Origin of the sequence: Limnohabitans sp. (genome assembly GCF_046052825.1) — a bacterium.
GTDB lineage: Bacteria > Pseudomonadota > Gammaproteobacteria > Burkholderiales > Burkholderiaceae_C > Limnohabitans.
Window position 1 is genome coordinate 1 of record NZ_JAVLFP010000060.1, and the last position, 19,864, is coordinate 19,864.

Annotated in this window: 27 protein-coding genes, 2 tRNA genes and 1 pseudogene; 15 read left to right on the forward strand and 15 right to left on the reverse strand. The window is 49.5% G+C overall.

Translation table 11 applies throughout. The features are described 5' to 3' along the window. A partial coding sequence (locus ACKWJN_RS09935; RefSeq protein WP_408596479.1) for a hypothetical protein occupies nucleotides 1–419 on the forward strand: 419 nt, incomplete at its 5' end. An 85-nt stretch (nucleotides 420–504) separates the two neighbouring features. Next, a complete protein-coding gene (locus ACKWJN_RS09940) occupies nucleotides 505–993 on the forward strand; it encodes a hypothetical protein (protein WP_408596480.1) in 489 nt (162 codons plus the stop codon). On the opposite strand, the gene ACKWJN_RS09945 is transcribed toward ACKWJN_RS09940, so the two are convergent. The 7 genes from ACKWJN_RS09945 to hxsA2 (ACKWJN_RS09975) all read right to left on the reverse strand — a co-directional run bounded on the left by ACKWJN_RS09945 (nucleotide 990) and on the right by hxsA2 (ACKWJN_RS09975) (nucleotide 5,345). Further along, nucleotides 990–1,265, reverse strand: coding sequence for a hypothetical protein (locus ACKWJN_RS09945; RefSeq protein WP_408596481.1), 276 nt, complete (start codon nucleotides 1,263–1,265; stop codon nucleotides 990–992). The two genes, ACKWJN_RS09940 and ACKWJN_RS09945, sit on opposite strands and share 4 nt — an antisense overlap. Nucleotides 1,266–1,275: 10 nt before the next feature. Next, nucleotides 1,276–1,776 carry a DUF4405 domain-containing protein gene (locus ACKWJN_RS09950; protein ID WP_408596483.1) on the reverse strand — a complete coding sequence of 167 codons (501 nt, stop codon included), beginning with the start codon at nucleotides 1,774–1,776 and terminating at the stop codon, nucleotides 1,276–1,278. Nucleotides 1,777–1,806: 30 nt separating this feature from the next. Beyond that, complete coding sequence (gene hxsA2, locus ACKWJN_RS09955) at nucleotides 1,807–2,085, reverse strand: His-Xaa-Ser repeat protein HxsA2 (protein ID WP_408596484.1); 279 nt, start codon at nucleotides 2,083–2,085, stop codon at nucleotides 1,807–1,809. A gap of 15 nt (nucleotides 2,086–2,100) precedes the next feature. Next, nucleotides 2,101–3,258, reverse strand: a complete 1,158-nt coding sequence (hxsC, locus tag ACKWJN_RS09960) for a His-Xaa-Ser system radical SAM maturase HxsC (protein ID WP_408596486.1) — start codon at nucleotides 3,256–3,258, stop codon at nucleotides 2,101–2,103. Further along, a complete protein-coding gene (gene hxsB / locus ACKWJN_RS09965; RefSeq protein ID WP_408596488.1) occupies nucleotides 3,252–4,712 on the reverse strand; it encodes a His-Xaa-Ser system radical SAM maturase HxsB in 1,461 nt (486 codons plus the stop codon). Before hxsB ends, hxsC begins: the two co-directional genes overlap by 7 nt. Then, the gene (gene hxsD, locus ACKWJN_RS09970) at nucleotides 4,709–4,993 is read right to left on the reverse strand and encodes a His-Xaa-Ser system protein HxsD (protein WP_408596490.1); all 285 of its coding nucleotides are present in this window, start codon (nucleotides 4,991–4,993) and stop codon (nucleotides 4,709–4,711) included. The genes hxsB and hxsD overlap by 4 nt, the downstream gene beginning before the upstream one ends. Before the next feature lie 61 nt (nucleotides 4,994–5,054). Continuing rightward, nucleotides 5,055–5,345, reverse strand: coding sequence for a His-Xaa-Ser repeat protein HxsA2 (hxsA2, locus tag ACKWJN_RS09975; protein ID WP_408596492.1), 291 nt, complete (start codon nucleotides 5,343–5,345; stop codon nucleotides 5,055–5,057). Nucleotides 5,346–5,698: 353 nt separating this feature from the next. Here hxsA2 (ACKWJN_RS09975) and ACKWJN_RS09980 point away from each other — a divergent pair, with 353 nt between their 5' ends. From ACKWJN_RS09980 to ACKWJN_RS10020, 9 genes are all read left to right on the forward strand, one after another. Next, the gene (locus ACKWJN_RS09980) at nucleotides 5,699–5,860 is read left to right on the forward strand and encodes a hypothetical protein (RefSeq protein ID WP_408596494.1); all 162 of its coding nucleotides are present in this window, start codon (nucleotides 5,699–5,701) and stop codon (nucleotides 5,858–5,860) included. A gap of 99 nt (nucleotides 5,861–5,959) precedes the next feature. Continuing rightward, nucleotides 5,960–6,033, forward strand: a tRNA-Cys gene (locus ACKWJN_RS09985). A gap of 150 nt (nucleotides 6,034–6,183) precedes the next feature. Next, on the forward strand, nucleotides 6,184–6,756 hold the full coding sequence (locus tag ACKWJN_RS09990) for a hypothetical protein (protein WP_408596496.1): 573 nt from the start codon (nucleotides 6,184–6,186) through the stop codon (nucleotides 6,754–6,756). A 333-nt stretch (nucleotides 6,757–7,089) separates the two neighbouring features. Then, nucleotides 7,090–7,329: a hypothetical protein gene (locus ACKWJN_RS09995; protein WP_408596498.1), complete on the forward strand. Its 240-nt coding sequence runs from the start codon at nucleotides 7,090–7,092 to the stop codon at nucleotides 7,327–7,329. Between the two features lie 174 nt (nucleotides 7,330–7,503). Continuing rightward, the gene (locus ACKWJN_RS10000) at nucleotides 7,504–8,007 is read left to right on the forward strand and encodes an SHOCT domain-containing protein (protein WP_408596500.1); all 504 of its coding nucleotides are present in this window, start codon (nucleotides 7,504–7,506) and stop codon (nucleotides 8,005–8,007) included. Nucleotides 8,008–8,020: 13 nt separating this feature from the next. Further along, nucleotides 8,021–8,293 (forward strand): hypothetical protein, encoded by a 273-nt coding sequence (locus tag ACKWJN_RS10005; protein ID WP_408596502.1) that lies wholly within the window; start codon nucleotides 8,021–8,023, stop codon nucleotides 8,291–8,293. A 127-nt stretch (nucleotides 8,294–8,420) separates the two neighbouring features. Next, nucleotides 8,421–8,786, forward strand: a complete 366-nt coding sequence (locus tag ACKWJN_RS10010) for a hypothetical protein (RefSeq protein ID WP_408596504.1) — start codon at nucleotides 8,421–8,423, stop codon at nucleotides 8,784–8,786. A gap of 163 nt (nucleotides 8,787–8,949) precedes the next feature. After that, nucleotides 8,950–9,159: a type IV toxin-antitoxin system AbiEi family antitoxin domain-containing protein gene (locus ACKWJN_RS10015; RefSeq protein WP_408596506.1), complete on the forward strand. Its 210-nt coding sequence runs from the start codon at nucleotides 8,950–8,952 to the stop codon at nucleotides 9,157–9,159. A 253-nt stretch (nucleotides 9,160–9,412) separates the two neighbouring features. Next, nucleotides 9,413–9,703 (forward strand): hypothetical protein, encoded by a 291-nt coding sequence (locus ACKWJN_RS10020; RefSeq protein ID WP_408596508.1) that lies wholly within the window; start codon nucleotides 9,413–9,415, stop codon nucleotides 9,701–9,703. Nucleotides 9,704–9,884: 181 nt separating this feature from the next. Here ACKWJN_RS10020 and ACKWJN_RS10025 read toward each other — a convergent pair whose 3' ends face one another. The 5 genes and pseudogenes from ACKWJN_RS10025 to ACKWJN_RS10045 form a co-directional block, all read right to left on the reverse strand. Beyond that, a complete protein-coding gene (locus ACKWJN_RS10025; protein ID WP_408596510.1) occupies nucleotides 9,885–10,868 on the reverse strand; it encodes a Bug family tripartite tricarboxylate transporter substrate binding protein in 984 nt (327 codons plus the stop codon). Between the two features lie 35 nt (nucleotides 10,869–10,903). Further along, entirely contained in the window at nucleotides 10,904–11,947 is a 1,044-nt protein-coding gene (locus ACKWJN_RS10030) for an amidohydrolase family protein (RefSeq protein ID WP_408596512.1), read from the reverse strand. A 268-nt stretch (nucleotides 11,948–12,215) separates the two neighbouring features. Then, a pseudogene (locus ACKWJN_RS10035) lies at nucleotides 12,216–12,365 on the reverse strand (CoA transferase); the annotation flags it as partial. 109 nt (nucleotides 12,366–12,474) lie between these two features. Then, nucleotides 12,475–12,924 carry a hypothetical protein gene (locus ACKWJN_RS10040; RefSeq protein ID WP_408596514.1) on the reverse strand — a complete coding sequence of 150 codons (450 nt, stop codon included), beginning with the start codon at nucleotides 12,922–12,924 and terminating at the stop codon, nucleotides 12,475–12,477. Continuing rightward, nucleotides 12,869–13,900 (reverse strand): ion transporter, encoded by a 1,032-nt coding sequence (locus ACKWJN_RS10045; RefSeq protein ID WP_408596516.1) that lies wholly within the window; start codon nucleotides 13,898–13,900, stop codon nucleotides 12,869–12,871. Before ACKWJN_RS10045 ends, ACKWJN_RS10040 begins: the two co-directional genes overlap by 56 nt. Nucleotides 13,901–14,082: 182 nt before the next feature. Here ACKWJN_RS10045 and ACKWJN_RS10050 point away from each other — a divergent pair. From ACKWJN_RS10050 to ACKWJN_RS10065, 4 genes are all read left to right on the forward strand, one after another. Then, nucleotides 14,083–14,173 (forward strand) — tRNA-Leu (locus ACKWJN_RS10050). Nucleotides 14,174–14,203: 30 nt separating this feature from the next. Next, nucleotides 14,204–14,833, forward strand: a complete 630-nt coding sequence (locus tag ACKWJN_RS10055) for a DUF6806 family protein (protein ID WP_408596518.1) — start codon at nucleotides 14,204–14,206, stop codon at nucleotides 14,831–14,833. A gap of 131 nt (nucleotides 14,834–14,964) precedes the next feature. Then, a complete protein-coding gene (locus ACKWJN_RS10060; RefSeq protein WP_408596520.1) occupies nucleotides 14,965–15,726 on the forward strand; it encodes a hypothetical protein in 762 nt (253 codons plus the stop codon). A 114-nt stretch (nucleotides 15,727–15,840) separates the two neighbouring features. Further along, nucleotides 15,841–16,125, forward strand: coding sequence for a hypothetical protein (locus ACKWJN_RS10065; protein WP_408596522.1), 285 nt, complete (start codon nucleotides 15,841–15,843; stop codon nucleotides 16,123–16,125). Nucleotides 16,126–16,204: 79 nt separating this feature from the next. On the opposite strand, the gene ACKWJN_RS10070 is transcribed toward ACKWJN_RS10065, so the two are convergent. Genes ACKWJN_RS10070 through ilvD form a run of 3 tightly spaced genes read right to left on the reverse strand, consistent with a single transcriptional unit; the run spans nucleotide 16,205 to nucleotide 19,807 of the window. Next, nucleotides 16,205–17,755, reverse strand: a complete 1,551-nt coding sequence (locus ACKWJN_RS10070; protein WP_408596524.1) for a fumarate hydratase — start codon at nucleotides 17,753–17,755, stop codon at nucleotides 16,205–16,207. Between the two features lie 20 nt (nucleotides 17,756–17,775). Continuing rightward, nucleotides 17,776–18,081, reverse strand: coding sequence for a c-type cytochrome (locus ACKWJN_RS10075; protein ID WP_408596526.1), 306 nt, complete (start codon nucleotides 18,079–18,081; stop codon nucleotides 17,776–17,778). Nucleotides 18,082–18,112: 31 nt separating this feature from the next. Further along, nucleotides 18,113–19,807, reverse strand: coding sequence for a dihydroxy-acid dehydratase (ilvD, locus tag ACKWJN_RS10080; RefSeq protein WP_408596528.1), 1,695 nt, complete (start codon nucleotides 19,805–19,807; stop codon nucleotides 18,113–18,115). Between the last annotated feature and the right edge of the window lie 57 nt (nucleotides 19,808–19,864).

Below are 19,864 nucleotides of genomic sequence, written 5' to 3' on the forward strand. Positions count from 1 at the left end.
GAGACAGCTCTAAGAGCGTTTCCTATTGCCACGTAACTCAACAAGGACTCAGTCCCTCACTCAATCCACGAGTTAGTAAAATGTCCAAATCACAAATACGTGACCTATTGCTGACTTCAGATAAAGAAATGTTTTCTGTAATGTATACAACAGTGGTTTCAGCCCCTAACTTTAATCTTATGAGAGTGGGGCCTGCAGTTATGGGTAAAGAAATGCCATCTATGTCTGCCGATTTTACATTTTCCAATCCGCAGGGATTTTTCTATCGCGTACATTCCAATTACACATTGTGGAATAAAGGTCAACTATCAGTTTGGTGCCAAGGTTCAGGCCGAAGCTATAAAGATGCAGAAGATGGTTATTTCTTAGGCATTGAAGATTTTCAAAAGTTCATCGCAAATCTTGAATTGAATATTTAACTTTTGCCGATTTTTTTGTGGATATGATCGCAGTGTTTCTGTGGTAATCATTGTGAGTAAAATTTATATCAGAGATTAGTTGCTTATGAAAAAAATTTCTCAAATAATTGTTTTTGCTATCCAAGGATTAATTCCTTGCTTTGCACAGTCGGTGATAGTTTGCAAGAATTTTGACCCCCGAATGCCCGAGGCATTCGCTGTTAGTCATTATTATTTTGTTGACCAATCGAAAAAAGAAATTCGCGATGCTAGTGATCTACCAGTTGGATATAAGTCAATCTATAAAACTATTTCATGGAGTGAGACGTCAATACATGTTGAGTCTTATTCAGGGACATTGATGCCTGAATCGGACGACGAATTGCGAAAGTTCACGCAAACAAAAATCAACCGTATCTCCGGTGAGCTATCTAGCTGGCAAAGATTAAAGGATAAGAAGGGAAAAGTGCTTTCAGATAGTGAAGTTGAAAGCTACGCTGAAAAGCATGGTTTTGTAATTGGTAAAGGTCTATTCCCTATCGAGCCTGGCGTTTTTCATAAAGGTAAATGTTTACCGGTAGCAAAACAATTTTAGTTTTCCTCAGCATACTCGCGACATCCTTCAACGAAAGAAACTGAATTCCCATCACAGTCATCCGGATCATCGATGTCATTTTCTTCTGCCCAGTCATAGCCAGCTTGATGTCCTGAACAGTCGTAAGTACAGTTGTATTTTCCAAAGGTGCCTGGTCTTTCATAGGTCGATGTATTTAGCGGATAGTAAGTTCGGACAGTTTTAGGCTCTTCCTTTAAAAATACGTTGTAGAAAATAATGAGGCCTACTGTTACCCAAATCCAACGAGGCATAAAACTCCAATCAATCTTCCGACTCTTCGGGAAATACCGCATTCAAAGCGCCGACTTGTCTTCTTAAGTTGTGGCCAACCAAATCTTTGATGCTTTGTTCATTTGACGTTGGATTAAGTCCATCTTCTTCAAGACGTTCTCGGACTTCTTCAACGCTCATCTTGGCAACAAATGCAAGCTCTTTTAGAGGTAAGAATGCCAGCGCTTTAACAGGCTGTGCCCAGCCTGGAGGACGTTTTTCTTCTTCTGGTTGGATAAAACTAAGTGCCAAAATTAAAATAAATGCAGCTATAACAGCCTTGCCTATGCCGCCAGAAATATGCTTCTTAAAGCCAAGAAAATTGGCGGCAACGTGACCAGCAACCCCTATAACCAAAAGCCAGCCAAGCCATTCGTGGGCAAAATGATTGAGACCACGATCTAAGTGAAAGAACATCAGTAAGCCAGTTACCGCTAATACGACGAATGAACCGGCTGTTAAGGGTGTTGCCCATGTACGCAAAAACTTCATGACTAAATTTTCAACATATTGTTGGTGCTTTCATCGACTCGAGTAATGAGAGCGGTGTGAACTATGAGACCTGTGCGATCTATGGCCTGCCATCATTAAACCTGTTTGCCCTGAGTTTTTCAGTACGAATTCAAATTCATCTCCATGCCTGTCGTGAACAATCACCTGCCCATCTGGTGCAATGACATTCAAAACATTGGTTGTAGCAATTTGTGGTGTTGGATTAAGAGCTTGAATACTGGCGGTGGCATTTTGAGCTGCAAAGGCAGCGGCCACCCCGCCAAACAGCGCTAAAAATCGATGCTTCATGACTTCACCTATTTGTTACAAAAATGGTTTGATAGATTGGCTGTATCCGTTTTGAATACCTGAAGAGAAGAAGCCACCACAGTCATTTTTCTTTGTGCACGGCCCACACTCATTTGCGTATTCATTTTTCCAATCGGAAATTGACTTCACGTAAGCGGGATAAACATCAGGATTTACCAGGCAAAGAGGATGGTTGTACACCGCCGTGTGAATGCTGTAATTTGACAAGATTCGTACCGCCTCACTTAACTGTTCTTTGTACTCAATCGGATCAATCCATAGCGCATCAATGTTCGCGCGTGTGAAGCCTGTGTGTTCAAGGCCCATCAATGCGACTTGGTCCACAAATAGTAGGTTCCTTGCAATGAAGTTAGCAAGTTCTGGCAGGCCTTTGTATGTTTGTTTGTGTAGAACAACACGAATCTCAACCTTCTGACCAAACCGCTTTAAGTTAAGAATGCCTCGAATCGTTTCATCGTATGCACCTTCAGCTTGTACGACGTAATCATGAATCGTTGGATCAGCTGAATAAACGGGGATGCCAACCATCACGTCGGGATGTTGCACCTTGGCGTACTCGTATGCAAAGTTTTCGTCTGCAAACGATCGGCCGTTTGACAGAATATGCAGACTTGTATGCGGCAGCCAATTCTTCGTGTGTTGGACCAAATTTATGAACTCTTGCCCGAAAATCGTTGGTTCGCCACCAGTAAATCCAAGTACTTTTGTTTCGCGTGGAATTAGTCGAATGGCTTCAAAGGCTTCTCTAAGCAGCCAGCTGTCATCGCCACGTTTAGGTGGCTGTGAGCACATCAAGCAATAGTTATTACACTGTTCCGTTAAGAGAATACTGTTGTGATTCGAGTCTGCTCTATAGATGGAGCGGATACGACCATCAGCACTTAGGCTGACTACATCATCATTTCCAAAGTAAGAAAATTCTTTCCCAAGAAGCGTTGTATTTTCGGGATCGACTGATGTCACCTCCACACCTTCTAGGTGGAAGTAGTGACCAAAACCTTTTGGTACTGCCACAGGTTCTTTTATGAGAAATGTCTTCTTGCTGCGTAAAGCCAAAGGCAGATTTGCATTTGTCGACAAGCTGTATAGCCTTGGACCTGTAGGTACAACAGCGGATTGTTTCTTAATGACCCGACCTGAGAGCGTTAGCATTTGTTAGCCCATCGCATAAAAATTTCTTTGGCTTCGGGGTCTGTCTGCATCTTTTTTAACAGATGACGAACAACGCCCATGATTCGTTTACAAAACTCAGACTCAGGCTTACGACCAAGAACATCACCAAAAATAGCGTGATGGAAAACTGGTTCTGCACCACACCAAGGTTCAAACGCACAGTCACTGCACATAGGTGCGGACATCGTAAAAGAGTCATCCAATGCGTTCAGCAGCACTTCAGATGTAAAGATCTCTTCGTATGTGTTCGTACGTAAATTGCCGATCTTGAAAGTTGTATCCCCCATCTCACGAAGCATTCGGCTTTCATCAGAAGCATAAACATCACCGTCATAGTTAAAGACAACGGCGGAAATGCCTGCGCCAGTCGGATTCATTAAATCTACAAACCCTGGGTCGCTCGATGTGAACATTTTGGTGAGCAATAACGATGCAAAGTGTTCTGTGAAGCGAACGCCTTGCTTGTTAAGTTCAACGATGTAATCAAGACCCTCTCGATAGAACTCAAGCCAGCGGTCTACGTTGTAAGCGTCGTAGCTTTTCGTTTTGATTGCAAAACCATAAGGCGATAAATGACGTAAGAAGATGCCATCCAAGTCGTGCTTAAGATACTCATCGATGATGTCCCGCACTCTTGTCAAACTAGCGGGTGATGTCGTCATCAATGCAGAAACTGCGTCGTAACCCAACTTGTCTCTTGCCTTTTGTAGACCTTCAACAAACCGCGTGTGGCTATCTTTACCGGGCCGTGGTCTATTCCTGTTGTGTAAGTCCTCTGGACCGTCCAGCGAAGAAGACAGAAAAATCTTGTGCTCCCTGCAGAAGTCCAAAATCTCGTCCGTTATCAGGGACAGCGTCGTTGTGATTACAAATTGCAAGTCACGTTTTTCAAACTCGTTTATTTTTTCGGCTTTGAGTACCACGTGTCTAATTAAATCAAAATTGAGTAGCGGCTCTCCGCCTTGAAATTCAATTTTGATTGCTGGATTTGGCGACCTAAAGACTATTTTCAGAGCCTGATCGGCTGTTTCTTCGGTCATGTCAAACGCTGCTTTGTTTTCCGATTGACGTGACACTTGGCAATAGGGGCAACTATGGTCGCAGCGCAATGAAACTACAAACAAATGCAAGTTTGTAAAGTTACGGATGTTGCTGTATTTGGTGCGTGTTTTGAGCCCCAGCAACTGAATGCTCGCTGTGTCAGATGCCTCTTTGATGAAATGTCTTGAACGCAAAAGGGAGTAAGTTTCATCTGAAGGCGAAAGCCGTTTATGAACGACTTCATCCAACTTTCCTCTTTTCAAAATTACGAACTCACCTACAAAATTTGTCAGAACTACATCGTCGCCATCTAGTGACTCAAAGCGAAATGGCAGAAGCTCGTACTGTCCTTCTTTGCTGACGTACTTGTCAAGCGTGCTGAACTTGCTCATCCCTGTAGACCTGTACGTGAGAACGCATAAGCAAGGATCAAGTTACGAGCAGGCTCTGTTTCATCCTTAATTTGTTTGCGCAGTTGTTGATCTAGAAGCTCTCTCTTGAAGTTTGCAACGTTTGCATCAAACAGTTCCTCAACTCCCTCAACAGCCTCTATTTCACAAATCAACCTACCATCGGCCTTAGTGATAAGAATCGTCAGCCTATCAATGAACCTATAGGAGGCTTTTTGGACGGCCTCAAGACAATAAATTTGTTCGTCGATTTCGAGCTTCATGATGAATTTCTAAGTAAAAAAAAGTCCGCTGATAAGCGGACCTGTTGTCAACAACGATGCATTAACGGCGGCTGGAATAGTGCGAACTGTGTGATGCGTGTGATGCGTGCGATGAATGTGATGAGTGATACGCCATCATCAATCCAGTGTCAGCAGACTTCTTCAAAATAAAGTTGAATTGATCGCCTTTTGAGTCGATGGTCGCGATGTTTTCACCAAGCACTGTGGCCTGAGGTGCTGCAATGTTGTGTGAGTCCAATGTAGGTGCGTTGTGTGATGCAACGGGTTGAGTAGATGCATGGGATGCAAATGCGGCAGCTACACCAGCGAAAGCAGTTAGAAATTTTTTCATAATATTTACCCTTTTTTGAATTCTCACTTTGAATAATCGCACAAAAAATGCATTAGAGCTAGAAAAAAATCAAAATACTTAAAATTTCCAAATTGAGTGCTTTTTGCCTAGGCCAACTATGTGTAATTGCTGTAGCTAGCTAGTCGTATAGATTTAGGTGTGTTGAAAACATACACACCTTCCTAAAAATTGACCTTGCGATATGAGTGATAGCTAAAACCACACTGGGGGGGGGCTTCTCTTGTTGGTCCACCCCGGTACCCCCCATACCCCACTGATGTCGCGTCAAAACCTGTAGTGAACTTCCGGATACCCACTGTGCCGGCTATATGTATCACTAACAGGAGTAGCCAATGAGTCGCAAACACTTCATCTTGATCGCCCAAGCAATTCGCAACAACATTCCAGACCGAGAGCTGCGTCAGATTCTTGCTGAGTCATTGATCACGGGGTTAGTTGCGTGCAATCCGAACTTCAGTGCTTCTAGGTTTCTTGATGCTGCGGTGGGGGAGTAAACTGGCTTTAGATTCTGTCCTTTTCCTGTCCTTTTTATCGAAGGACAAGACCCAAATCAAGACAAACCAAAATCGCTAACTTGTTGATTCATAAAGGATGGCGCGATAGCAAAGCGGTTATGCACCGGATTGCAAATCCGTTTAGCCCAGTTCGACTCTGGGTCGCGCCTCCAGAATCTTGCCGTTACTGTTCAGGCAGTAACGGCATTTTTTTCGCCAGCACACTTTGCACACTCGCTACACACTTTTAGCGCTGTCAAACACTTGCGAAAGGGCTGTGCAATGAGCACCAGTTTGTTTGACCGTGCGAGCAGGGTCGCGGCGTGAAGCAGACACAGGTAAGTTATCGAATACCTGACGCCATTACTCACCAACCATATCAAGCGTCGTTTAAAACGACTCTCAAAGCACTTCCAAGCGCGGAGTCACACATCCATACGCTGCGGGATGGTGAAGTAGTGCTTTACAAGCGCGAGCGCAGCAGGGTGTCGCAGTGCAAGTACAAGTACAAGTTTTTTACGGGCGCATTGGTACGTGTCAGCACTCGTAAAACCAACAGGGACTATGCAGCGCAGGTAGTCTGCGACTTGTATGACGAGGCGAGGTACAGGGAGCGCATGGGATTGACTCCAGTTCAAAAGACGTTCGCTGAGATTGCACGGATTACCGTTGAAGAACTGCAACGCGATTTGGCTGCTGGTACGGGCAAGAAAATCTACGTGGATTACTGCCAAATCATCAACAAGTACTTTGTGCCGTTTTTTGGCGAGCGCCACTTGCACAACATACGACACGACAACATCGCGAAGTTTGAGCGATGGCGTAATGACAAGATGCAACACAAGCGCAAAAGCAGCACGTTGATGAACTTTGCCCGTGCGTTCAATCGTGTGTGAACCACAGCAATACAACGTGGCTGTATAAGTGCGCGTGTACCTCTGCCTAAACTGTCACGCAAAGGTGAAAAGGGTAGTGTGCGTCCTGCATTTGATGCTGGTGAAATTGCCTCGCTAGGTGCATTTATGCCCTCGTGGGAAACACAGGGTAGCTATGACTTTGATCGGCTGCAACGCCCCTTGCTATGTGACTATGTGGAGTTCTTGCTGCTAACAGGCATGAGGCACGGCACTGAGGCGATGAACGTGTAATGGTGTCATTGTGAGTGGTATGAGTATGACTGCGTACGTTACCTACGTGTGCGAGTTAGTGGCAAAACTGGCGAACGCTACTTGATTGCAAAACACGAGGCTTTAACTTTGCTGCGGCGCTTGCACAGCAGAAAGCATGATGTTTGCGGCGTGGACTTTGACAGTGTATTTGGACACAGCGGCAAACACATCTTTCGCAACGCCATTGGATTGCGTCCGCGTACTTTCTACGGCATGTTTGATAAGTTGATGCGGGAAAGCGGTTTGGCACTGAATGGGGCAGGGCAGAAGCGCAGTTTGTATTCAATACGCCACACCTAAGCCACTGCGGAGTTACTGGGCGGCACTGAGATACACACGCTGAGTAAGCAGATTGGCAACTCAGCAACAATGATTGAGCGGCACTGCAGCAAGTTGACTGCCACTATTGCTGCTGAGAAGTCGGCTTGAGAGGGTAAACTGCAAATTCAAATTATTCACGCAAAGAATAGATAAATGACACCTATACGAAACCTCGCACTGATCACATTTTCGCTTTCAGTATTGATCGGGTGTGCTGCGCCAGATGCCGTTATGATTTCTCCCGGTGTTTACATGATTTCGAGGACAAGTGCAGCAGGTTCGGTTTTCGCAAACATGGCACAGTTAAAAGCAGACACCATTGACGCGGCAAACCAATTTGCTCAATCAAAAGGCAAAGAGGCTATTGCCGTTAGCATTCGAGACGAGAGACCCATACCGGGATTTCCTTTAGTTGAGTATCAGTTTCGCCTTGCTGAACCAGGGTCGGTAAGAGATTCAAGTGTGATTATGAAGAAGGATGCGGACATAACCATCCGTCGAGATGAAAATATATCCATTAAGACTGAGCAGGCCGCGCCCAAAGGGGCATCGCAGGATTTATATGCTGAGTTAGTTAAACTCGAAGATCTCAAAAAACGCGGATTGCTATCCGAGGAAGAGTTTCAAGAACAAAAGAGAAAGTTACTCAACAAATGATATTTTATAACAAATGAAAACTACAACGATATTTGCAGTGGCTCTAACATTAATAGGATGTGCAAGTTCTGGTATTGTGCAAACAGGACCGAATGCTTACATGGTTGCAAAATCAGAGTGGGGTTTTGTATCAGGTGCTGTGCATAATGCAAGACTGATACAAGATACTTCCGATTTCTGTAGTGCTAAAGGAATGCAAATAAGCGTTACAAGTATAAATAGTAATGATGTGCAGTTAGGTAAAACACCTGCTGCAGGAGTTCACTTTCAATGCGTTTCAAAATGAAAAAATCGCAGCATTACTAACTTTAATTTTGGCGGGTTGTGCGTCAAATACTGTTGTACAAAAACTTGTGCCAAATACTTACACACTTTTCAATCATACTTTTATTTTCTTTATAAGGTAATGTATTATGAAGTTTTTGTTTGCTCTCGCGATATTTTCAATACTTTCTGGATGTGCTTTTCCAGGAAGTCCTGTCCATACATCTAATCTTTCTGAGGCGGAATTAAAAGAAGTGGATGTCTATACGCTTTGTGAGGCTGCTACATCTAGAGAGTTATATGTACCAGGTATTAATGTTATTCGTGAAGTTAGAAGACGCGGTTTAAATTGTAGAAATATTTATACCTATACACCGCAACCACAAAAAGTACTAGGGCAACAACCGCAACAACAGCCACCAATGATGCAAAATCCAAGCGCTTGCATTCAAGACGGCGGAAGTGTATATTGTCCAGGTCATCCTAATTCAAAACTAATAGGCCCACGATATTGACGTCCCCCCAAATCAGTAGACAATTAATGATACTAAAACTGAAATGGAGAATTACAAATGCAACGTCCGAAATATGCCCCCAAATTCAAAACCATGCTAACCTCCATTTTATGGAAATGAAGGTACTTGTTATTAAGTGCATACAAAAGTGTAAAATACGGGCTTGCACTCGATCACTCAACACCCAGCCCCCACCCTTGCCAAGAAGCAGGGCTTTGTTCGTGCGCGAGAACTGGCGCTAGTCGGCGCAGCTGGGGGAACCCTTCAACAGCTCCTTGAGACAGGCAGTTTGGTCAAAGTGGAACGAGGTGTATACGCGCTAGCAGGGCGTAAGCCAACAGAGCTGGATGACCTAGGCCCAATTGCAATTTAGTATCCGCGGTTGGTTTTTTGTTTGCTTACCGCATTGCAGCTGAATGGGCTCACAACGCAGTCCCCACATGAGGTGTGGGTTGCTATTGGTAAGAAGTCACTTGTTCCAAGCATTGAATACCCGCCACTGCATGTCGTGCGTATGAGTGACGTGGACTACGGCATTAAGATAGTATCAGTGGATGGTGTAGTGCGAATCCCTATAAGTATTTTGATGAGTTACCAATCAAATGATTTTGAAAGAGTCTCAGTCCATGGAAACTAAGGCTTTGCGTGAATTTCGAGAAGGTCTAGCTGAAATTGAGCGGCAGTTCTCTGCGTTAATCCATTCAAAATCTCCTGGTAGTAGCCTTCCAGAGTTTGCTTGGAGCTCAATGCCGACACCGCAAAACATCCCTGATGCTGTTGAGGTTGTTGTGCGATGGCAAGGTGGGGAAGTGCGGTTGCGTTTTACTCGGCAACAGGTCGAGGATTCTTGGAATGGTGTTGCCGACGCTTATGCAAAAGCTGTTGTTCAAGAAGGGGTAAGGCGTTTGATTGGGTAGTTGTATCAATTACACGTTTTATTACACGCTGCAAAATAACCGCGTAACCTATGGATTTATATAGTTAAATTTAGACGCATATACGTTGCAAATCCGTTTAGCCCAGTTCGACTCTGGGTCGCGCCTCCAGATTTCCCCCAGGAAATCAACAACAAAGCCCCGTGAGGGGCTTTTTGTTTTGTCAATCGACAGTCGCGCCAGACTCTTTGATAACGCGAGCCCATTTGGTTGTTTCTGTCTTCATCAGTGACGCCATCTCTTCTTGGGTGCTGGGCAGTGGCTCCAACCATGTCGCAACAAAACGCTCCCTAACTTCAGGAGATCGCAACACTGCAGTGATCTCGGCATTGAGGCGTTGTAGCGTTGTGGCGGATGTAGCTGCCGGGGCCAGTATTCCAAACCAGCCAGATGCTTCGTATCCCGGTAGTCCCGATTCGCTCAGCGAAGGGATGTCTGAAGCCATGGAGGATCGATTTTTTCCAAGCACGCCAAGCACCTTCACACGCCCTGATTTGATGTGGCTTGCTGCCGTCGTGATGTCAACGATCGCAAGTTGTGTATCCCCTGCCATCACCGCCATCAGTGCGGGTCCACTTCCACGGTAGGGAATGTGAAGTATTCGCACTTGTGCCATCGATTTGAGTAACTCCCCAGAGAGATGCATGGCCGTTCCATTACCACCGGAGGCATAGCTCAGGCGTCCGGGTTGTGCTTTGGCTAATTTGACAACGTCAGCAACGCTCGAGACAGGCAATGAGGGGTTTGACACCAGAACGAATGGGCTGGTTCCAAATAGTGTGATGGGTGCGAAATCACGAACAGGTTCATAGCCAAGGCGACTGTAGAGACTTGGGTTGGCTGTCAGGCCTCCAGCAGAAGCAAGCACGATGGTGTAGCCGTCGCCAGGTGCCTTCGCCGCGATCTCAAGCCCAACGCCGCCGCCTGCGCCCGGACGGTTGTCAACAACGACAGGTTGGCCAAGTCGTTCAGCAAGTCGTGGCGCAACGATTCGAGCAGCCGCATCACTGCTGCCACCTGGTGGGAAAGTCACAATTAGCCTGATCGGTTTGCTGGGCCAGTTGTCGACTTGTGCCCAGCCTGTTGAAGCAAGCGTCGTGAGGACCGCTGAAAGAACAAGACGACGCAATTGATTCAAGTGATGCATTTGTTGTACCTCATCCACTGGATCAACAGGGATTGTTAGAGTCGGAAAATTCGCTCTGCATTGGTTTGGAAAAACATTTTCTTTTGTTCGGGGCTCAGGGGCAAAGCATCCATTGCTTTGACTTCATCTGCTTCGAACTGATAGGGGTAGTCCATGGCGTACATGACTCTGTCATATCCCATTTGCTGCTGAACGAACGTGATGGCCGGTTCCCATGCCATACCACTCGTGGTGTAGAAGAAATTTTCACGCAAGTAATCGCTGGGTTTGCGCTTGAGGGGCTTAGCGCCTTCGCTGCGTCCAGAGCGAACGATCCCCGCGTGCATGAAATCAATACGGTATAACCAAAATGGCAAGCCTTCCCCGCAGTGCCCTAAGACGATTTTGAGTTTTGGAAATCGATCAAAAACCCCGCTGACGATCAGGCGCAACACATGCAAGCCTGTTTCAGCTTGGAAACCGAAGATTGCAGCGTCTAAGCATCTGGATAGGAAGGGTTCCACCATTTGTGGAGAGGGCGTATTTGGATGTATGTACAAGGGAACATCCAAGGCTTCGCACACTTCGAAGATCGGCCAAAAGAATTCGTCATCCATATAACGCCCTTGGGTATGGGAGTTCACGAGCGCGCCTTTGAGGCCCAAGCGATTGACAGAGCGTTCAATTTCTACAGCCGCTGCTTCTGGGGCCTGCGGGGCGAAGGCGGCCAAACCACTGAAGCGGTGAGGGTGGCGGGCAATCGTTTCAGCCAGTTGGTCGTTGCTGCTTGACGCAAGCGCACATGCATCAGCCGATTCAAATACTTGAACGCCGGGGCTGGTCAGCATCAGCAGTTGCATATCGATGCCTGTGGCATCCATATCAGCCAATCGCCGCGCATCCATATCCTGAATTCGTTCAAACAGTCCCCGGGCGCGAGGTGATTGACTTGTCCCAAAAAATCCCCATAAATTCTGAAAGCCTGGGTCACCATGGTCACCTCGTTCTAACAGCGCCAGATAACGATCCATCAGTTCTTTGGTGATCCAACCTTCTTCGGTCGCGATGCGCTTGTAGTCACGATGGTGTGTAGTCGACATAACTTGGTAACCTTCATCAAATTTATTCCACAACTTAGGTTAGCTGGATTGATGTTTGAGTCAAGCCGACCGTGTCGCGTACATGCAAGTGAAGCACTTGGCACTGGCGATTTGGGTTCTTTTGAATTACTTCATTGATGACGCAGTGGATGCGTGTTTGGGTCATGTTGTCTGTTGGCTCTTTGGTGTAAAAGGTCCTAAACTGCAACGTAGAAAAAAATGAAGGCCTGATGTCCTTGCAAGCGAAACGTCCCAGCGGTCACTCATTTGGACCGGTGAAGTGGGTGGAGTCGCCTTCGGGAGACTCCACCTTGATGACCTCTGCCCCCAAATCGGCAAACCATTGGCTGGCGTAAGGGCCCATCACCACCGAGCTGGCGTCCACCACGCGAAAGCCTTGAATCGGCAACGGGTTCATGGGCCTGTACTCCATCCTTTACAACAACATATGAAAAAAGTCGTTACTGATGTTTCAGCAACGACTTTTCAGAAGACGCGCAGACCCGCAGGTCTGTTGGCATTGTGCTTTATTTGGGCAGCTTTCCGCCGCTCTTGATGCACTCATCCACTGTTTTGAATTCGGTGAATTTCTTTGTCCGCTCGTAGTGTGGACTGCTCTTGTCGTGGCAAATGCCAGAGTCAGATTTCTTCACGGGATCAGCTGCGGCTGCGGTTGCGCCAGCAGGTGGCTTACCGCCACTTTTCACGCATTCGTCCATCGACGCAAACGCAGTGAATTTTTTGGTATTGCCATAAGACGCGCTGGTCTTGTCATGGCAAATGCCCGCGTCAGATTTTTTCACGGCAGGTTCTGCGGCCGCAGCTTCTTTTTTGTCTGCAGCAAAAGCGCAGTTCAGGCCAGCACCCAGGACAAGCAAGGCAAGGAGTTGAGAAATTCTGTATTTCATGGCAGTGACACCCTTAGACATTTTTAAAGTGGGTTTTGATCTGGTCTTCAGACAGCAGCTCGATTTCATTCGCGCGGTCTTGCGAAATCCATTGGCGTTTGACCATCAAGCGAAGTATGGCTTCGCGCGTTGCAGGCGTTTCCTCGGATTCGGTCAACTGTTCACCAAACAGCAGCACCATGATGGTTTTGCCCACGATGTTCAACAAAATACCAAACAGGACCAAGCCCATCAACATGGTGGCCGCGGCAATCACCCGACCCCAAAAAGTCAGTGGGAACATGTCGCCGTAGCCGGTGGTGGTGAGTGTCACCATGCACCACCACATGGCCGCAGGAATGGATGTGAAGAAACGCTTGTCTTCAGGAATCGGGTTACCGCTGACAGGGTCTGTCGGCATGAACTTGGCCGCTTCAGGCGGTGCATCAGCGGGCAATGGCGTGGCCTTGATGCTTTCATCCAACTTGGCTTGGCCGTGTGCAATGGCCTCAGAAGAGTAGAGGTCACCTTCAACGTAATACATCAAGGTGCTCGAAATCATGACCACCGAAAACAAGGCGATGAAATAGATTTTCAGGTTGGTCAGGATGGGGTTGCTGACTTCTGCTTTGTCGTTGAGTTGCTGCAAGGCAATGCGTGCCATCTTCAACACCCGAAGCACCCGCACCACGCGCAAAACCCTCAACACTTTGGTGCCTTGCAAGGCGGTGAGGTTCATCAAACTCAGGTAAGTTGGCAAGATGGAAATCAGGTCAACCAAACCCCAAAAGCTGAAAAAGTATTTCACACGGTTGGGTGCGAAATACAAGTTACCCAGGTAGTCGATGCTGAAAAAAATCACAGCGGTGATTTCAACCCAGTCAAACAGTTTGGCATGCTCTGTGGCGTAGGGCTCAACGGTTTCACCCGCAAGAAAAATGCACGATACAAAGATCCAAAAGTTGATCACAGAGACCCATTTTTTGAAGGCGCCTGAAGAGGGATTGGTAAAAATATTGGCAAAAAGCCCTCGGCTTTGTGCTGGGTTGTGTGTGGCAGTCGTCATGTTTGAGTTAATTTTTGAAGTCAATGCAACATTGCATTGTTCCCCTTACTTTACAGAGTTGCCAAGACTGTTTCTGCTATCACTAACGATTGGTAATTAAGCATTCTTTTTGTTTTTACAAATAGGTCGAGTTTCTGTCAGAGGTAAAATGGATTCCGAGTGAATTCAACCAACAAGACACTGCCCGAGTGGTGAAATAGGTAGACACAAGAGACTTAAAATCTCTCGCTTTCCGTAAGGGGCGTACCGGTTCGATTCCGGTCTCGGGCACCAATCATTAGGCAGCAAAGAAGGAGTTTCGTCATGGCACGTTACAACGCCGCGTATGAAATTCATGTGCACGGTCAGGTACCTTTGCGTGCCGATGTCAGCTTTCAACAGTTGCAAGATGCCCTGCGTCCACTGTGGCAGTATGCAGGGGCTTTGTCCCTGGAAGACGGCGCCACCAGTGCTTATCCTGAAGAGCCAGGGATTCGTTTTGATGCTCAGGAGCATTGGTTGCAGCTTTGCTGGACAGTGCCCGGTGATGACGATTTCCGTCAAAGTCTGGACGAAATGTGCATGACCTTGAACGAGCTCACCTCTGCCGGTGCTGCCATTGAAGTCACGTTCTACGACAACCAGTTTGACGACGACGAAGACCCTTCAGGCGAAGATGCCAAAGATGATTTCGTGATGTTGTTTGTCGGCCCCACACCCGCCGAGATCATGCAGGCCCAGCGCGACATGTTGGTCAATGATGTGATTCATCTGATGGAGCGTCACTTTGACGGCTCTGAGCTGGGTGGCGTGGTGCAAGAGATTGACAAGTTGTTTTCTGACCGTTTCGACAACTTGGTCAACTCGCTCGACCTGGGTAAACCACCACGTGGCAACGGGGGTGGGCATGGGGGCTCTGGCCACGGCGGGCGCAAGCCCCGTCATTTGCACTGACAGGCCGCCAGTCTTATCTCATTGACTGCGAGGCGTTTTGAGCGCCTTGTGGCGTGAGCAATCATCAAAGTGTCATGTGGCTCTGTCCAAATAGGCTTTTCACCAAGGAAGAGCAATATGAGGAATAGTGAGTGACTCATGCTTTGAATGCTGTCTTGATCATTGGCAGTGCGCCCGATGCGATCAATGCTAAAAACTGGGACCTGTCGGTTTTCTCAAGCTGTGTTGCCATCAACAATGCTTGGCAAGTCACCGACCATTGGGATTACTTGATCTATCCGGAGGACTTTCCGCCTGAGCGTCTTCCCCCCATGGGTTCTCAGTCAACCAAGCAGTTGATTGAGGCGCGTGATTTTGTGCCCCAGCAAAACCGCTACGGGGGATTTGTGTACGCCGGCGGAACCATGGCCTTTACCGCCGGGTACTGGGCGTTGGGTGCTCTGAAGCCACGAGTTTTGGCCTTTTTAGGGTGTGACATGGTTTACGCAGCTGCCCATGGAAAGACCACCCACTTTTACGGTCAAGGTCGAGCCGACCCCTTGCGAGCTGACATCACCTTGCAATCTTTAGAGGCCAAGTCAGTTCGTTTGATGGCCCTGGCCCAGTCTCAAGCCTGCACGGTGGTGAATTTGTCCGAATTACCCCAGTCGAGGTTGTTGTTCCCACGCGCATCGATCACTGATTTTTCTTTGAAACAAGACCCTCTGCAGCTTCTTGATCTTCCTGCAACGCAGTTGGATTCACAAGCCATTGAACGCGCATTGCTGGCGGAGGAAAAATTGGCCTACATGGTGCCCTCTGGGCGTTACTGGGAAAAAGCGCACGAGTTTGATCACGCCAAGCTCAACGACATTGATTCCATGTGGCTTGAAGCCGCTGCATCCACTGTTTGAGAAAGTTTGAAGATCGGTTGAGCGGACTTTTTTTCTTCATGTCACCAAAGGTTCACTGTGCGCCTTCATCCTTAGGGGGCAGCAATCCGCTGCAATCTCAATGGAGCTTTTTCAATGACCCACGAACAGAACCTTGATCCTGAAGTCCACGAAGATGAAGTGGAGTATGAGTCCCTGGCCGACTACCACCGCATTGCTGCCCTGCATTATTCGCAAGCATCCAAGCACCATTCGTTGGCTGCAGAGGCAGATGACCAAGGCCATGAAGAAGCCCGTGACTCCCACGTATTTTTGGCCTATCGCCACAAACTGGTGGCGAATCAATATGCTGAGATGGCCGTCATTGAAAGTGATGAGTTGAGTGACGAGGGTTCAGAAGACGTTGTGGCTGCTGAATAAAAGCAAAGGCCTCAAGAGAGGCCTTTGAAGAATCCAAGTGTTTGTTGCCGGGAAGAATCCAGTGGGATTCTTCACTTTTTCATGCAGCCGTCACGCCAATGCCTTTGAACTCGCCAGTGGCAATGCGTTTCTCCCACTCTGCAGGGCCGGTGATGTGGGCGCTGGTGCCTCCCGCATCCACGGCCACGGTGACGGGCATGTCCACCACGTCAAACTCGTAGATCGCTTCCATGCCGAGGTCGGCAAAGCCCACCACCTCGGCGTGCTTGATGGCCTTGGACACCAAGTAGGCCGCGCCGCCCACGGCCATCAAGTAAGCCGACTTGTGCTTCTTGATGGCTTCAATGGCAGTGGGGCCACGCTCAGCCTTGCCCACCATGGAGATCAGGCCGGTTTGCGCCAGCATCATCTCGGTGAACTTGTCCATGCGGGTGGCGGTGGTGGGGCCTGCGGGGCCCACCGCTTCATCGCCGACTGGATCCACCGGGCCCACGTAATAGATCACGCGGTTGGTGAAGTCCACAGGCAGCTTCTCGCCTTTGGCCAACATGTCTTGGATGCGTTTGTGAGCCGCGTCGCGACCGGTCAACATCTTGCCGTTGAGCAGCAAGGTCTGGCCGGGTTTCCAGCTGGCCACTTCGTCTTTGGTCAAGGTGTTGAGGTCCACACGCTTGCTCTTTTGTGTGTCGGGTGTCCAGTTCACGTTGGGCCACAGATCCAGCGAGGGCGGGGTGAGGTACACCGGGCCAGAGCCATCCATCACAAAGTGTGCGTGGCGCGTGGCGGCACAGTTGGGGATCATGGCAATCGGCTTGCTGGCCGCGTGGGTGGGATACATCTTGATCTTCACATCCAGCACGGTGGTCAAGCCACCCAAGCCTTGCGCACCAATGCCCAGTGCGTTGACCTTGTGGTAGAGCTCCAGGCGCAATTCGTCGACTTGGCTGAGCTTGTCGCCTTTGCTGGATTTCTCCAGCAGTTGGTACATGTCCAAGTCGTCCATCAGGCTTTCTTTGGCCATCAGCACCGCTTTTTCGGCGGTGCCACCAATGCCGATGCCCAGCATGCCGGGCGGGCACCAACCCGCGCCCATCGTCGGCACGGTTTTGAGCACCCAATCCACCACGCTGTCGCTGGGGTTGAGCATGTACATCTTGGATTTGTTTTCGCTGCCGCCGCCTTTGGCGGCCACGGTCACGTCGATTGTGTTGCCAGGCACAAGTTCGGTGAAGATCACCGCCGGTGTGTTGTCCTTGGTGTTCTTGCGTGCGAACTGCGGGTCAGCCACGACCGACGCACGCAGCATGTTGTCAGGGTGGTTGTAGCCACGACGCACGCCTTCGTTGATGGCGTCGTCCACGCTGCCGCTGAAGCCTTCCCAACGCACATCCATGCCGATCTTCAAGAACACGTTGACGATGCCTGTGTCTTGGCAAATCGGGCGATGACCGGTGGCGCTCATCTTGCTATTGGTCAAAATTTGCGCAATCGCATCTTTGGCCGCCGGGCTCTGCTCGCGCTCGTAGGCCCGGGCCAGGTGCGCAATGTAATCAGCGGGGTGGTAGTAGCTGATGTATTGCAGTGCGGCAGCAACCGACTCAATCAGGTCTTCTTGGCGAATCGTGGTCATGGTGTTCCAAATCCTCAGGCTTATTTGACGGTCAACACCCAAGCAGCCAATTTTTGGGCCTCGGCATCGCTGACTTGCGTGTTGGCGGGCATGGGCACGGGGCCCCAAGTGCCAGCGCCGCCTTTTTGAATTTTGCCGGCCAGTTTCTCGACCGCTGACTTGTCGTTGGCATATTTGGCCGCCACCTCTTTGTAAGACGGCCCCACCAACTTGCGATCGAGCGCATGGCAGGCCATGCAGTTTTTAGAAGTGGCCAAGGCTTGGTCCGCCATCACGGGGGCTGACAAGGTGGTGGCACACAGGAGGGTAAACAGAGCGCGTTTCATGGCATGTCCTTTGGGTTCAGGTGGCATCGGTTCAGTAGTCGTCCAGCACAGCACCTTTGCTGGCGCTGGAGGCATTGAAGGCAAATTTGGCTTGCACGCCACGGGTGTAGCGCGGAGCAGGGGGGGTCCAGCCCACTTTGCGTTGGGCCAGGGTGGCGTCGTCGATGTTGAGTTGCAGCAACAACTGGCGTGCGTCGATGGTGATCGAGTCACCTTCGTGCACAAAGGCGATGTTGCCGCCCGCAGCGGCTTCAGGGGCCACGTGGCCCACCACCATGCCCCAGGTGCCGCCTGAGAAGCGGCCATCGGTGATCAGGCCCACGCTCTCGCCCAAGCCAGCACCAATCAAGGCGCCTGTGGGGGCCAGCATTTCGGGCATGCCAGGGCCGCCTTTGGGGCCGAGGTAGCGCAACACCATCACGTCACCCGCTTTGATCTTGCCGTCCAAGATGGCTTTGAGGGCCGACTGTTCGTCGTCAAACACGCGGGCTGGGCCGGTGATGACGGGGTTTTTCAAGCCAGTGATCTTGGCCACTGCGCCTTCGGGGGACAAATTGCCTTTGAGCACCGCCAAGTGGCCCTCGGCGTACATCGGGTTGGTGATGGGGCGGATCACGTCTTGGTCAGCACGCGGCACATCGGGAATGTCTTGCAGGGTTTCGGCAATGGTTTTGCCGGTGATGGTCAAGCAGTCGCCATGCAGCAAACCGGCGGCCAGCAAGGTCTTCATGACTTGAGGAATGCCACCCGCGTTGTGCAGGTCCACCGCCAAGTACTTGCCACTGGGCTTCAAGTCGCACAGAACGGGCACTTTGCGGCGCACGCGCTCAAAGTCGTCGATGGTCCATTCCACGCCGGCGGCGTGGGCAATGGCTAAGAAGTGCAGCACCGCATTGGTGGAGCCCCCGGTGGCCATGATCACGGCCACGGCGTTTTCCAAGGATTTCTTGGTCACGATGTCGCGCGGTTTGATGTCTTTCTTGACCGCTTCAATCAGCACCTTGGCCGACTCTTGGGCCGAGTTCATCTTCTCGTCATGGGGGTTGGCCATGGTGGATGAGAAAGGCAGTGACATGCCCAAGGCCTCGAAGGCAGAGGACATGGTGTTGGCGGTGTACATGCCACCGCACGAGCCGGTGCCAGGAATGGCGCGTTGCTCAATCTGGTGCAGGTCTTCGTCGCTCAATTTGCCAGCGGCGTTTTCGCCCACGGCTTCGAACACGCTCACGATGTTGAGGTCTTGGCCTTTGTAGTGACCAGGCAAGATGGTGCCGCCATACACATAGATGGCGGGCACATTGGCACGCAACATGCCCATCATGCCGCCGGGCATGTTCTTGTCGCAACCACCCACCACCAGCACACCATCCATCCACTGGCCCTGCACACAGGTCTCGATGCAGTCCGAAATCACCTCGCGGCTGACCAGCGAGTACTTCATGCCTTCGGTGCCCATGGCCATGCCGTCCGAGATGGTGGGGGTGCCAAAAATTTGCGCATTGCCACCAGCGGCTTCAATCGCAGCCACCGCAGCATCGGCCAGCTTTTGCAAACCGCTGTTGCAAGGCGTGATGGTGCTGTGACCGTTGGCCACGCCAATCATGGGTTTGCCAAAGTCGCTCTCTTGGTAGCCCATGCCGTAGTACATGGAGCGGTTGGGCGCGCGCGATTTGCCCTCGGTGATGTTGGCCGAGCGACGGTTGATTTTGATGGTTTTGGTGTCCATGGTGGCTCTGTGTAGGTCGTGAGACTCCAAGTTTACCCGGCACCCGATGCACCCTGT

Excerpts from the sequence above, each read along its gene's own strand:
- ACKWJN_RS09940 (WP_408596480.1), top strand. The coding sequence starts at position 505 with ATGAAAAAAATTTCTCAAATAATTGTTTTTGCTATCCAAGGATTAATT.
- ACKWJN_RS09945 (WP_408596481.1), bottom strand. The coding sequence starts at position 1,265 with ATGCCTCGTTGGATTTGGGTAACAGTAGGCCTCATTATTTTCTACAAC.
- ACKWJN_RS09950 (WP_408596483.1), bottom strand. The coding sequence starts at position 1,776 with ATGAAGTTTTTGCGTACATGGGCAACACCCTTAACAGCCGGTTCATTC.
- hxsA2 (WP_408596484.1), bottom strand. The coding sequence starts at position 2,085 with ATGAAGCATCGATTTTTAGCGCTGTTTGGCGGGGTGGCCGCTGCCTTT.
- hxsC (WP_408596486.1), bottom strand. The coding sequence starts at position 3,258 with ATGCTAACGCTCTCAGGTCGGGTCATTAAGAAACAATCCGCTGTTGTA.
- hxsB (WP_408596488.1), bottom strand. The coding sequence starts at position 4,712 with ATGAGCAAGTTCAGCACGCTTGACAAGTACGTCAGCAAAGAAGGACAG.
- hxsD (WP_408596490.1), bottom strand. The coding sequence starts at position 4,993 with ATGAAGCTCGAAATCGACGAACAAATTTATTGTCTTGAGGCCGTCCAA.
- hxsA2 (WP_408596492.1), bottom strand. The coding sequence starts at position 5,345 with ATGAAAAAATTTCTAACTGCTTTCGCTGGTGTAGCTGCCGCATTTGCA.
- ACKWJN_RS09980 (WP_408596494.1), top strand. The coding sequence starts at position 5,699 with ATGAGTCGCAAACACTTCATCTTGATCGCCCAAGCAATTCGCAACAAC.
- ACKWJN_RS10000 (WP_408596500.1), top strand. The coding sequence starts at position 7,504 with ATGACACCTATACGAAACCTCGCACTGATCACATTTTCGCTTTCAGTA.
- ACKWJN_RS10005 (WP_408596502.1), top strand. The coding sequence starts at position 8,021 with ATGAAAACTACAACGATATTTGCAGTGGCTCTAACATTAATAGGATGT.
- ACKWJN_RS10010 (WP_408596504.1), top strand. The coding sequence starts at position 8,421 with ATGAAGTTTTTGTTTGCTCTCGCGATATTTTCAATACTTTCTGGATGT.
- ACKWJN_RS10020 (WP_408596508.1), top strand. The coding sequence starts at position 9,413 with ATGGAAACTAAGGCTTTGCGTGAATTTCGAGAAGGTCTAGCTGAAATT.
- ACKWJN_RS10025 (WP_408596510.1), bottom strand. The coding sequence starts at position 10,868 with ATGCATCACTTGAATCAATTGCGTCGTCTTGTTCTTTCAGCGGTCCTC.
- ACKWJN_RS10030 (WP_408596512.1), bottom strand. The coding sequence starts at position 11,947 with ATGTCGACTACACACCATCGTGACTACAAGCGCATCGCGACCGAAGAA.
- ACKWJN_RS10040 (WP_408596514.1), bottom strand. The coding sequence starts at position 12,924 with ATGAAATCGAGCTGCTGTCTGAAGACCAGATCAAAACCCACTTTAAAA.
- ACKWJN_RS10045 (WP_408596516.1), bottom strand. The coding sequence starts at position 13,900 with ATGACGACTGCCACACACAACCCAGCACAAAGCCGAGGGCTTTTTGCC.
- ACKWJN_RS10055 (WP_408596518.1), top strand. The coding sequence starts at position 14,204 with ATGGCACGTTACAACGCCGCGTATGAAATTCATGTGCACGGTCAGGTA.
- ACKWJN_RS10065 (WP_408596522.1), top strand. The coding sequence starts at position 15,841 with ATGACCCACGAACAGAACCTTGATCCTGAAGTCCACGAAGATGAAGTG.
- ACKWJN_RS10070 (WP_408596524.1), bottom strand. The coding sequence starts at position 17,755 with ATGACCACGATTCGCCAAGAAGACCTGATTGAGTCGGTTGCTGCCGCA.
- ACKWJN_RS10075 (WP_408596526.1), bottom strand. The coding sequence starts at position 18,081 with ATGAAACGCGCTCTGTTTACCCTCCTGTGTGCCACCACCTTGTCAGCC.
- ilvD (WP_408596528.1), bottom strand. The coding sequence starts at position 19,807 with ATGGACACCAAAACCATCAAAATCAACCGTCGCTCGGCCAACATCACC.